Annotated in this window: 12 protein-coding genes; 3 read left to right on the plus strand and 9 right to left on the minus strand. The window is 68.5% G+C overall.

What is annotated here, in order from left to right; translation table 11 throughout:
• Window positions 1–666 (minus strand): aromatic ring-hydroxylating oxygenase subunit alpha (locus QOC69_RS18715; protein WP_526442272.1); only part of this gene is annotated, 666 nt, incomplete at its 3' end.
• Between the two features lie 234 nt (window positions 667–900).
• Between QOC69_RS18715 and QOC69_RS18720 the strand changes: the two genes are divergently transcribed.
• Window positions 901–1,779: a ribonuclease Z gene (locus QOC69_RS18720; protein ID WP_526442274.1), complete on the plus strand. Its 879-nt coding sequence runs from the start codon at window positions 901–903 to the stop codon at window positions 1,777–1,779.
• On the opposite strand, the gene QOC69_RS18725 is transcribed toward QOC69_RS18720, so the two are convergent.
• Both QOC69_RS18725 and QOC69_RS18730 read right to left on the minus strand, forming a co-directional pair.
• Window positions 1,769–2,641 (minus strand): TIGR03560 family F420-dependent LLM class oxidoreductase, encoded by an 873-nt coding sequence (locus QOC69_RS18725; protein ID WP_526442276.1) that lies wholly within the window; start codon window positions 2,639–2,641, stop codon window positions 1,769–1,771. The two genes, QOC69_RS18720 and QOC69_RS18725, sit on opposite strands and share 11 nt — an antisense overlap.
• Window positions 2,642–2,643: 2 nt before the next feature.
• On the minus strand, window positions 2,644–3,366 hold the full coding sequence (locus tag QOC69_RS18730; RefSeq protein ID WP_526442278.1) for a hypothetical protein: 723 nt from the start codon (window positions 3,364–3,366) through the stop codon (window positions 2,644–2,646).
• A gap of 87 nt (window positions 3,367–3,453) precedes the next feature.
• Here QOC69_RS18730 and QOC69_RS18735 point away from each other — a divergent pair, with 87 nt between their 5' ends.
• Entirely contained in the window at window positions 3,454–3,957 is a 504-nt protein-coding gene (locus tag QOC69_RS18735) for a MarR family winged helix-turn-helix transcriptional regulator (protein ID WP_526442280.1), read from the plus strand.
• On the opposite strand, the gene QOC69_RS18740 is transcribed toward QOC69_RS18735, so the two are convergent.
• Genes QOC69_RS18740 through QOC69_RS18750 form a run of 3 tightly spaced genes read right to left on the minus strand, consistent with a single transcriptional unit; the run spans window position 3,941 to window position 7,474 of the window.
• Window positions 3,941–4,780: a transglutaminase-like domain-containing protein gene (locus QOC69_RS18740; protein ID WP_526442282.1), complete on the minus strand. Its 840-nt coding sequence runs from the start codon at window positions 4,778–4,780 to the stop codon at window positions 3,941–3,943. The two genes, QOC69_RS18735 and QOC69_RS18740, sit on opposite strands and share 17 nt — an antisense overlap.
• Window positions 4,781–5,758 (minus strand): alpha-E domain-containing protein, encoded by a 978-nt coding sequence (locus QOC69_RS18745; RefSeq protein ID WP_526442284.1) that lies wholly within the window; start codon window positions 5,756–5,758, stop codon window positions 4,781–4,783.
• A gap of 15 nt (window positions 5,759–5,773) precedes the next feature.
• Window positions 5,774–7,474 (minus strand): circularly permuted type 2 ATP-grasp protein, encoded by a 1,701-nt coding sequence (locus QOC69_RS18750; protein WP_526442286.1) that lies wholly within the window; start codon window positions 7,472–7,474, stop codon window positions 5,774–5,776.
• A gap of 151 nt (window positions 7,475–7,625) precedes the next feature.
• Between QOC69_RS18750 and rpsT the strand changes: the two genes are divergently transcribed.
• Window positions 7,626–7,886, plus strand: a complete 261-nt coding sequence (gene rpsT / locus QOC69_RS18755; RefSeq protein ID WP_526442288.1) for a 30S ribosomal protein S20 — start codon at window positions 7,626–7,628, stop codon at window positions 7,884–7,886.
• Window positions 7,887–7,920: 34 nt separating this feature from the next.
• Here rpsT and holA read toward each other — a convergent pair whose 3' ends face one another.
• From holA to QOC69_RS18770, 3 genes are all read right to left on the minus strand, one after another.
• Window positions 7,921–8,874: a DNA polymerase III subunit delta gene (holA, locus tag QOC69_RS18760; protein WP_526442290.1), complete on the minus strand. Its 954-nt coding sequence runs from the start codon at window positions 8,872–8,874 to the stop codon at window positions 7,921–7,923.
• Window positions 8,875–8,886: 12 nt separating this feature from the next.
• Window positions 8,887–10,362 (minus strand): ComEC/Rec2 family competence protein, encoded by a 1,476-nt coding sequence (locus QOC69_RS18765; protein ID WP_526442294.1) that lies wholly within the window; start codon window positions 10,360–10,362, stop codon window positions 8,887–8,889.
• Between the two features lie 71 nt (window positions 10,363–10,433).
• On the minus strand, window positions 10,434–11,107 hold a 674-nt coding region (locus QOC69_RS18770), incomplete at its 5' end, for a ComEA family DNA-binding protein (protein WP_526442292.1).

An 11,107-nucleotide genomic window follows, 5' to 3' on the forward strand; every position in this document is an offset into this window, starting at 1 on the left:
CGGGAACTGGTCCTCGAGCGACCCGCGGTGCGGACCCATGTGGTGGTAGCACTCCATGAAGTTGTCCACCATGATCTTCCAGTCCCAGTCGCACACCCCCCAGTCGGTCTGTTCGACGGTCTGGTAGTTCTCCAAGTCGTAGGCGTCGACGATCGGATCGAGAGCCGCGTACTGGCTCGCCAAGGACTCCGCTTGCCCGTCGAAGTTGACCAGTACGAAGCCCTTCCAGATTTCGTGCCGGAACTTCTTGAGCGGATAGTCGTTGCGGTCGAAGCCTGGGGACTGCTTCATTTCCGGCGCGCCGGCGAGGTGCCCATCGAGGCCGAAGGACCACAGGTGATAAGGACACTGGAGCACGTTGGCCTCCCCAGCACCGCTGCACACCTCCATCCATCGGTGGCTGCAGTTGCGCGACAACACCCGGATGTCGGACTTGCGGTCGCGGGTGACGACCAGCGGCGTGCCGAGGATGTCAATGCTGTAGTAGCTCCCGTCCTTGGGAACCTGCTCGATGCGGCACAGCGGAATCCAGCCGCGCTTGAATACCCGGTCGACTTCGGCGGCGTACAGCTCGTCGCTGCCGTAGGCCTCGGGCGGCAGAGTGACCGCGTTCTCGGGCGACTCGACCGCACAGGTTGCGGTGAGCCGTGAGTAGTCGAATGTCATGGCGGTGACGCTAACCAGACTCTGTTGCTGGGCTGTTTCGTCGTGGTAAATGACTAATTGAAATTACTCACCAGCCATTACGCCGAGTCGATTCGTTCTACCAGCGGATTCATCCACATCTCTCAATAGAGTATTGAAACCTGACGCGGCGCCGCGTTACGAACGCCCGACGTGAGACGGCCGGTCCTTCCGTTCCGGCCCCAGGTCCGATCCGAACGGGTTAGGTATGACGTCATGATCGAAGTCACCCTGCTCGGCACCGGCAGTCCCATGGTCGACGCGAACCGCGCGGGGCCGTCCACGTTGGTCCGCGCCGGCGAGCAGATCTTCCTGGTGGATTGCGGACGGGGCGTCCTGCAGCGGGCCGCGGCCGTCGGCGTTGGGGCCGCCGACCTCACGGCGCTGCTGCTGACGCATCTGCACAGCGACCACATCACCGACCTCAGTGACGTCATCACTACGCGGTGGGTGACGACGTTCGTGCGGACGCCACTGCCGGTGATCGGGCCGCCCGGTACGGCTGCCGTGGTCGAGGCCACCTTGGCCGCGCTGGCACCGGACATCAGCTACCGGATCGGCCATCACGCTGACATCACCGAGCCGCCCGCCATCGAAGTGCACGAATACACCGAGGGACCCGTGTGGGACGACAGCGCGAGCGAAGCGACGGGAAGTCGGCAGCGCGGTGTGCAGATCCGGGTTGCCCAAACGGATCACCGACCCGTGGAGCCCACCATCGGATTTCGAATCGAGTACGGCGGAGCATCGGTCGTGCTCGCGGGTGATTCGGTGCCCTGCGAAAGCCTCGACGAACTCGCCGCCGGGGCGGGCGCGCTGGTTCACACCGTGATCCGCAAGGACCTGATCGAGCAGGTGCCGCAGCAGCGGCTGAGAGACATCCTCGACTACCACTCCTCCGTCGAGGAAGCGGCGGCCACCGCGACACGGGCCGGTGTGGGCACGCTGATCCTCACCCACTACGTCCCACCGCTGGCCCCCGGCCAGGAGGACGACTGGCGCGCGCTGGCCGCCTCGGTGTTCCCCCGCCAGATCGAGCTGGGCGACGACTTGCATCGTGTCGAGGTGCACCCCGGGGTGTGCATCAACCGGTAGCGGCCAGGCGTGCGGCCGCGTCCGTCACCGTGGCGAGGGCTTCGGGAGTCCACGGCCGGCCCCGCACGATGACGACCGCATGATCTATCCCCAGATCGCCCAAAGTGGTGCAACGCCTGGCGAATTCGTCGACCGTTTCACGGGGCTCGAGTGCTGTGCTGACAGTCCGTTCCACCTCGTCGACCGGCCGGCCGACGTCAGCACAATGCCGTGCCAGCACGTCGAGTTGGCGCCGGATTGCCTGGCCGCCGTCGGGAACGTCGAACAGATTGCAGGCGTCGCCGTATTCGGCGACCAGGCGCAGCGTGCGCCGCTCGCCCGTGCCACCGATCAACACGGGCGGCCGAGGCCTCGCGATGGGTCGTGGGCTTCCGATGGGGTGCTCCAGTTCCAGATAGTCGCCACGGAACGGACGGTCGTCGCCACTCCACATCTGCTGGGCCAACCGGAGCAGTTCGGTCAACCGGGTGAACCGTTCGGCCGTTGCGGGCATGAACAAGCCCATCGCACGCGCCTCGTCGGCGTTGTATCCGGCTCCGATGCCCAGCCAGGCCCGGCCATCGGTCAGCACGTCCAGTGTGGTCACCGCCTTGATCAGCAGTGCGGCGGCGCGGAATGTCGCGGCAGTGACCATGGTGCCCAGCCGCAGCCGCGACGTTCGGGCGGCCAGGAAGCCCAACGCGGTATAGGCCTCCAGCATCGGCTCATCGAGGCGGCTGGACGGATCGGCCTGCAGGATATGATCGGCGACCCACAGGGTGTCGACCGCGGAATCGTCCAGAGTGTCGGCGAGTGCTGCGAGCCGTGCCCGGATTTCGCGATGTGGCCAAGAGTAGTTGGTGACGCTGACGCTGAGCCTCATGGTCACACCTCGGCGGTGTGGACGGCCTCGTTCCGGCGCCGGCGGCGCAGCGGCAGTCGTGCGCCGGCGACGATCAGCCAGATCAACCCGGTGAACCGGGCGACCGGCAACAGCACGGCAAGCGCAGGCCAGATGAGCACCAACGTGGTCAGCTCGGCGACGACGGCGATGGCCAGGCCGGTCCAGGCGACCGGTCTGGGGAGGAGGCCGAGGATCAGGCTGGGTACCGCGATACCTGCGATCAGCAGTCCGAGAGCAACGACGTGCCCCGTGCCGCCGGTGAGGAACACCAGGTAATACACCGCACGAACGAGTGCGGGGTCGGCGCTGACTTCAGGTCGCGACAGGGTCCAGGCCAGCAGTCCCGAAAGACCCAGCCCGCCGGCGGCCAAGATGCCACCTGCGAGCGCGATCGTGGCGCCGGGCGCGGTAATGCCCAGTTGGCGCAGTCGTGCGCTGGCCGTGGCGGCATAGATTGCCAGCGGTACGGAGGACGCGAACACTCCGACGGCGCCGGCTTGCACCGCGGCCGAATTGCCCTGGAAGTAGTCCTGTATCGCCGTATCGGAGCCGTACGGCAGCGGCATGACGCCACCCATGGCAGCGCTGACGCCGAGTCCGACCACCAAGAGCCCCAGAGAAATCCCGGCCAACACGACCAGCGGCGGCCCAGCCTGTCGTGGCCGACCCGAGACGTTATTTCGATCGGTAAGTGAATCGTTCATGTGACGAACGATATGCCGCTACAGCCGCCAGCACAAGAGCCAAGATGATTTCACATTCGAACGATTCGCCGGATGTATGATCGTCGGGTGTCAGCCACCAACAACGACCACGGCGATGGGATCGCCTTCCTGCTCACCCAGCTGGGACACGACGCCGCGACCCAGTTCGCCGAGCAGATGGCGACGATCGAGCTATCCCCGCCGCACGCCGGGATACTTCGCACCATCGCCGCCGAACCCGGGCGCAGCCAGCAGTCGCTCAGCGGTCGACTCGGCGTGCTGCCGAGCCGCGTAGTGGCATACGTCGACGAGTTGGAGGACCGCGGCTACGTCGAACGGCGCCGCAACCCCGACGACCGGCGACTGCATGCGTTGTACCTCACGGCATCCGGGAAACGGCTGATGCAGAAGATCTCAACGCTTGCCCGCCAACACGAGCGCCGCATGACCGCGGGGCTCGACGAACAACAACGGGGAACGTTGCGCGAGCTGCTCGGGACTCTGGCGGAGCAACGGGGCCTGACCCCGCACGTCCACCCGGGTTATCGGACACTCGGCCGCCCCAACGGGCGATCTAAGCCAGCCGGGTGATCTCCACGACGACGTCGAGGTCGGTCGATCCCGCCCCCGAGTAGATTCCCTTCAGGGGCGTGACGTCGGAGTAGTCGCGGCCAACGCCGACGCTGATGTACTGCTCGTTGATGTCCTTGTCGTTGGTCGGGTCGTAACTCCGCCAGCCGCCGGTCCATGCCTGGATCCAGGCATGGCTCTGCCCGTCGATGGTGTCGCCGACTTTGGCCTTCTTGTTGGGATGCAGATAGCCCGACACGTATCGCGACGGAATGCCCATGCTGCGCAACAGGATCAGCGACAGATGCGCGAAGTCCTGGCAGACGCCCTTGCCTTCCCGGTGCGCGTCAAGCCCCGACGAGTGCACGCCGGTGGTGCCCGGCACGTACTCGAGTTCGCTGTGCGCCCACCGCGCGGCGGCGATGACCGCGTCCTCCGGGTTGTTGTACTTGGCGATCCGCCTGCCCACCGCCTGGATGCGGCTGCTCGCCGGCGCGTACTCGGTGGGGCTCAGCATGTCATCGAACCGGTCGACCACCGCCTCTGACTGCAGGTCCTCCCAGGACACCTTCTCGGTCGGCAGCTCCTCCTTGTCGGTCTCCACCACCGACGACGCGGTGACCTCCAGTTCGGTGTGCGGCGCATGCAGATCGAACGCCGTCACCGCAGTGCCCCAGTAGTCGACGTAGCGGTACGACCGGGTGGCCGGCACGGTTTCGACGCGGTTGAGGATGACGTTCTGCCGGGAGTCCGAGCGTGGGGTCAGCCGCGCCTCGTTGTACGACGCCGTCACCGGTGACTTGTAGGCGTAGCCGGTCGAGTGCACGACGCGCAATCGCCACATTTAGATCTCGCCCTCTTCGATGACCAGCGACCCGTTCCGGCCGGCGTCGGTCCACGCCACCCACGGCGCGGAGTGAAAGTACTCCAGCGCCAACGCCTCTCCGACGTCGGCGCACGTCTGCTGCAGGCCACCCAGGCGCTCTTCCAGGGACTCCAACAGCACGCCGGGTCGCAGGAACTCCAGCTCACTGCGGGCGCGGCCCAGCAGGCGTTGCGCCTCGTCTGTGGCTCCGATCCGGTTGTGCGCGCCGCTGTGCAATTCCTCGAGGCTGTGCTCGGCCAGCCGCAATGAGTACATCACCGAGCGCGGGAACAGCCGGTCGAGCAGCATGAACTCGACCACGCGTACGGCGTCGAGCACGCCGCGGTACGTGCGCAGGTAGGTGTCGTGCGCACCCGCCGACCGCAGCACCGTCACCCATGCCGGTGACGAGGCGCTGTCGCCGACGCGGGCGAGCAGTAGCCGCACCGTCATGTCGACGCGTTCGATCGCCCGGCCGAGCACCATGAAGCGGTAGCCGTCGTCCCGGGACAACGTGGAGTCGGCCAGTCCTGCGAACATCGCGGCGCGGCCCTCGACGTACGACAGGAACTCGTGCGGACCGAGTCGCTTCGCGGCGCGTTCGCGCTCGGCGAGCGCGTTGTAGGTGGTGTTGAGGCACTCCCAGATCTCCGTCGACGTGACTTCGCGTGCGCCGCGGGCATTCTCGCGAGCCCCGGAGATGGATTCGACGATGGAGCAGCCGCCCTGGGTGTCGCGGCTGAACGCGACGAGGTCGGTGAGCGACCACAGATCCAGCGTGGACTTTGGCGGCTCGATGCCGAGCACCTTCAGCAGCGTCCTGGACGCCTGGTCGGGGTCGACACTGGAGTCCTCGAGCAACTGGTGCACCGTGACGTCGAGGATGCGGGCCGTGTCGTCGGCCCTCTCGACGTATCGGCCGATCCAGTACAGCGATTCCGCGTTGCGTGCCAGCATCAGTGCCCTCCCCGCCTACCGCTGTTGCTGTTGCTGTTGCTGTTGCTGCTGGGTCTGTTGCCCCGACGACTGCGTCTGCTGTTGCTGCTGCTGCGAGGACGCGTCCGGACTCTTCTCGGACTTGGTCCCATTCGCGGTCTTCGGCAGTGCACGGACCACCTCGGCGGCGGCCAGCTCACGATCGGCCACCGAGGCCCGCGAGGCGAGCACCCAGGTGTCCTTCGAGCCGCCGCCCTGGCTGGAGTTGACCACCAACGAGCCCTCAGGGAGCGCGACACGGGTCAACCCGCCCGGCAGCACCCACACGTCATCGCCGTCGTTGACCGCGAACGGTCGGAGGTCGACGTGGCGCGGCGCCAGCTGGTCGTCGATCTGCGTGGGCACCGTCGACAGCTGCACGACCGGTTGGGCGATCCAGCCGCGGGGGTCGTTGCGGATCTTCCTGCAGATCGTGGCCAGTTCCTTCTCCGAGGCGTCGGGGCCGAACACGATGCCGTAGCCGCCGGAGCCTTCGACCGGCTTGATGACCAGCTCGTCGACGCGGTCGAGCACCTCCTCGCGTTCCTCGGCCAGCCAGCAGCGGAAGGTGTCGACGTTGGCCAGCAGCGGCTTCTCGCCGAGGTAGTACTCGATGATCGTCGGCACGTAGGTGTAGACCAACTTGTCGTCGCCGACGCCGTTGCCGACCGCGCTGGAGATCACGACGTTGCCCGCGCGAGCGGCGTTCAGCACGCCGGCCACCCCGAGCACCGAGTCGGGCTTGAAGTGCATGGGGTCGAGGTAGTCGTCGTCGATGCGCCGGTAGATTACGTCGACCTGGCGTTCGCCGTTGGTGGTCCGCATGTAGACGGAGTTGTCTCGGCAGAACAGGTCGCGGCCCTCGACGAGTTCGACGCCCATCTGCCGGGCCAGCAGGGAGTGCTCGAAGTAGGCCGAGTTGTAGACGCCGGGGGTGAGCACCACGACGGTCGGGTCGGCCTCGTTGGAGGCGGCGGCCTTGCGCAGCGCCTGCAGCAGATGCGACGAGTAGTCACCGACCGCGCGCACCCGATGCGTGGCGAACAGGTTCGGGAAGACGCGCGCCATGGTGCGCCGGTTCTCCATCACGTAGGACACCCCCGACGGGGAACGCAGGTTGTCCTCGAGCACGCGGAAGGTGCCCTGCGCGTCGCGCACCAGGTCGATCCCTGCGACGTGGATCCGCACGCCGTTGGGCGGCACGATGCCTGCCGCCTCGCGGTGGAAGTGCTCGCAGGACGTCACCAGCCGACGCGGGATCACCCCGTCCGTCAGGATCTCCTGCTCGCCGTACACGTCGTCGAGGTACATCTCCAGCGCCTTGACCCGCTGGGTGATGCCGCGCTCGAGCCGCGACCACTCGGCGGCCGAGATCACCCTTGGCACCAGGTCCAGCGGGAACGGGCGCTCCTGACCCGACAAGGAGAAGGTGATGCCCTGGTCGATGAAGGCGCGGCCGAGCGCGTCGGACCGCGCCGCGAGCTCGGAGGCGTCAGACGGGGCAAGCTCGGTGAAGATGCCCTTGTACGGGCCGCGCACGTTGCCCTGGGCGTCGAACATCTCGTCGAAGGCCTTCGAATAGTCGCCAACGTTGTTGTAGCCGTCGAAGATGCCCTCGTAGCGCTTCGTCGAGGACGAGGAGTTGCGCGACGACCGCGCGCCGTTTGTGGGAAGGGTTCGCAGGCTCACCAGTGACATGCTGCCGCACTAGCGCCGTTTCGGCAGGCCAGTGACGATTGCTTTGGGTAATTGGGGTACGCGCTGGTAGCCTGAACTCTCGCTGCCCGTCACCGGGCGCCCCCATGAAGACTTACGCCAACCCAAGCTGACATTTAGAAGGAATCAACGCGTGGCCAACATCAAGTCGCAGGAAAAGCGCATCCGTACCAACGAGCGCGCCCGTCTGCGCAACCAGTCGGTGAAGTCCGAACTTCGCACGTCTGTCCGCGGCCTCCGTGAAGCCATCGACGCCGGCGAGAAGGAGAAGGCCGCCGAGTTGCTGGTCTCCACCAACCGCAAGCTCGACCAGGCCGCAAGCAAGGGCGTCATTCACAAGAACCAGGCGGCCAACAAGAAGTCCGCGCTCACGCTGGCCCTCAACAAGCTCTGAGATCGGGCAGCAGACCCTGATCGGGCGCTGCCTCTCAGCCCTTGGCGGCCAGTTCCGCCACCCGGCGCACCGCCGTCTCGAGCGCATAGTCGGCATTTGCCGCCACACCCTTGACGTCGCCGTTGAGCGTCGCGACCAACCGCATCGCTTCGGCCACCGATTCGCGTGACCAGCGGCGGGACTGCTTCTGCGCCTTCTGCACCCGCCACGGCGGCATGCCCAGTTCACCGGCAAGCTGGTACGGATCACCCGACAGCGGCCCGATCCGGGCGATCGCGTGCACGGCCTCGGCGAGCGCGTCGGCCAGCACCACCTGCGGTTCGCCGCTCATCATCGCCCAGCGCAGGGCTTCGGCCGCGCCTGCGACGTCACCGTTGACCGCCTTGTCGGCGATGTCGTAGCCCTTCACCTCGGCCTTCCCGCTGTGGTAGCGGCGCACCGCGGCGGGATCCACCTGACCGCCGGTGTCGGCGATCAGCTGCGAGCACGCCGCGGCCAGTTCGCGCAGATCGGAGCCAAGGGCGTCCAGGACCGCGGTGACCGTGTCGTCGCTGACCTTGATCTTGAGCTCACGGAACTCCCGGCGGACGAACTCGGCGCGCTCAGTGGGCTTGGTGATCCGGGCACACGGATGCACCTCGGCGCCAAGCCGTTTGATCTGATCGGCCAGCGCCTTGGCGCGCCCCCCTCCGGAGTGCACGACGACGAGCATGGTGCCGGGTGGCAGATCCGCCGCGGCGTCGGCGATGAGCGCGACGGCGTCCTTGCCTGCCTCGGCCGCAGACTCCAGCACCACCACCCGTTCATCGGCGAACAGCGACGGGCTCAGCAGCTCCGCCAGCTCGCTGGTGCTGACCTCGCCCGCGCGCAGTCGGTCGACGGGGACGTCGACGGTGCCCGCCGCGTCGCGCGCGGACCGCAGGACCTCGCCGACGGCGCGTTCGACGAGCAGTTCTTCGTCGCCCAGCACGAGGTGAAGTTGGCTCACGCTGAGATCGTGTCACGTCGCGCCGACAGCGCCGGTTCCCGGGCCGGCACCGGCGCCCGCCACCGCCCACGCGAACAGGCAGAGCGCCGCCGACGCCACGCCGATGCGTCCCCAGCGCCACCGCCACAGCACGACGGAACCGATTCCCGCCGCCGCCACGCAGAACACGCCTGCGGGGCCGGACGGCACCGGCACGACGGCGCCCGGCACGGCCGACGCCCATCGCGCCACCCGCAGCAGCCACCACAGTTCGGGCCCGGTGAACCGGACCAGGAACTGCGCGGCCGCCGGCCAGAACGCCGACAACGCCGCCGCGCCGGTGCCGATCACCGTGACGGGAGCGATGACGACCACCACCGCGAGGTTTGCGGCGACGGACACCAGGCTGACGGTCCCCGACATCCCCGCGACGAGTGGCGCCGTGACGAGTTGGGCGGCGACGGCGACGCTGGCCGCGTCGGCAAAGGGTTTGGGCCAACCCCGGTCGACGAGCCGTCGCGACCAGATGGGTGCGATCACGACGAGCGCCGCGGTGGCCGACGCCGACAGCGCGAAGCCGATGTCGACCGCCAGTTCGGGCACGCCGATCATCAGGATCAGGACGGTGGCCGACAACGCCGGAATCGCCTGCCGCCGTCGGTGCGCCACGATCGCCAGCAGGGTGATGGCGCCCATCACCGCCGCCCGAAGCACGCTGGCCGACGGCTGCACCACGACGACGAATGCCGTCAGCGCCAGCGCGGCCATGGCCACGGCGACCCGCGGGCCCACCACCGCCGCCGCCAGTAGGACCGCACCGCAGACGATGGTGACGTTGGCACCCGACACCGCGGTCAGATGGGTCAGGCCGGCGGTCCGGAACTCGTCGACCGTCGGCCCGGTCAGGGTCGACGTGTCGCCCAGCACCAGCGCGGGCAGCATCGCCGCCTGGTCGGCGGGCAGCGCCGAGCGCGCCGCGTCGGCGAAGGCGGTGCGCACCCGCGCGGCGATCCGCTGGACGAGACTCGCCCGGCCGAGCGTCGGCTCCCCCGCCGCCGTGAGCACCGCGACCGTGAGGTCGCGACGGGTGGGCGCCCCGATGCGGGCGCGGAAGGCGACGGGGCGGCCCGCGGTCAGCTCGCCGTATCCGAGCCCCGACGCGAACACCACGACCCGACCGGTCAGTCGGCGCTCGTCGACGGCACGCAGGTCGCCGCGGAACATCAGCCGTCCCCCACCCACCACGCGGGGCGACTCCGCCGCGACGACCACCACGGAGACCGTCGCGCCGACGCGGCCCGACACCGGATGGTGGGCCACGTCGTGCACGCGCAACGTCACCGCGATCGAGAACGCCACCCCGACGACGGTCACCGCGAGGACGCCGGGCCACACCGCCGCGTCCGGCTGCCTGCCGCGCCACCACCGCGTCACCAGATACGTGACGACCACCGCCGCCGTCGTGGCCCAGAGTGACGCGACGCCGCCCCACACGATGCCCGCGGCCATCACGCCCCAACCCGTCAACGCAGCGGGAACCAAGCGCAGGTCGTGGCCGGCCGCGCGGGCGTCGGGCGTGGTCACACATGGACCAGGTCACGCAGCTTCTCCAGCCGCGCGGGACCGATACCGTCGACCTCGCCGAGTTGCTCAACGGTGGTGAACCGACCGTTGGCGTCGCGCCATCCGACGATCGCCGACGCGGTGACGGGTCCGACCCCGGGCAACGCGTCGAGTTCTTCTGGCGTGGCGGTGTTGAGGTTCACCAATCCCGGTGGTGCCGCCTCGCCGTCCCCGCCGGGTGCGGGCGACTGACCCGGTGGCGCCGTGATCGAACTGCCCATCGACGACGGTGCGCCGGGCGGCGAGGCGATGCCGACGACGATCTGCTCACCGTCGGACACCGGGCGGGCCATGTTCAGCCCGATCAGGTCGGCACCGTCGAGCGTCCCTCCCGCCGCGGTCAGTGCGTCGGCGATGCGCGCGCCCGAGGTCAGCGTGACCAGCCCGGGCCGGTGGACCAGGCCGACCACGCTGACGACGACCGGCCCGTCGGGCTCGGGGGCCGGGCTGCCCGCCGTCGGGCTGGTCGACGAAACCATCTGTACCGGAGGGAGTTTCGCGGAGACCACCGGCGGTGGGTCGTCGCGCACCAGCGTGAACACCGTGACCAGCACCGCGATGACACCGACCGCGGCCAGTGCGACGACGCCGGCGCGGCCGGGATCCGCCCGGATCGCCGCCAACCAGCTCG

It is taken from the genome of Mycobacterium sp. (assembly GCF_032162105.1).
GTDB lineage: Bacteria > Actinomycetota > Actinomycetes > Mycobacteriales > Mycobacteriaceae > Mycobacterium.

Excerpts from the sequence above, each read along its gene's own strand:
- QOC69_RS18750 (WP_526442286.1), bottom strand. The coding sequence starts at position 7,474 with ATGTCACTGGTGAGCCTGCGAACCCTTCCCACAAACGGCGCGCGGTCG.
- QOC69_RS18730 (WP_526442278.1), bottom strand. The coding sequence starts at position 3,366 with ATGAACGATTCACTTACCGATCGAAATAACGTCTCGGGTCGGCCACGA.
- QOC69_RS18720 (WP_526442274.1), top strand. The coding sequence starts at position 901 with ATGATCGAAGTCACCCTGCTCGGCACCGGCAGTCCCATGGTCGACGCG.
- QOC69_RS18745 (WP_526442284.1), bottom strand. The coding sequence starts at position 5,758 with ATGCTGGCACGCAACGCGGAATCGCTGTACTGGATCGGCCGATACGTC.
- QOC69_RS18740 (WP_526442282.1), bottom strand. The coding sequence starts at position 4,780 with ATGTGGCGATTGCGCGTCGTGCACTCGACCGGCTACGCCTACAAGTCA.
- QOC69_RS18765 (WP_526442294.1), bottom strand. The coding sequence starts at position 10,362 with ATGGCCGCGGGCATCGTGTGGGGCGGCGTCGCGTCACTCTGGGCCACG.
- QOC69_RS18725 (WP_526442276.1), bottom strand. The coding sequence starts at position 2,641 with ATGAGGCTCAGCGTCAGCGTCACCAACTACTCTTGGCCACATCGCGAA.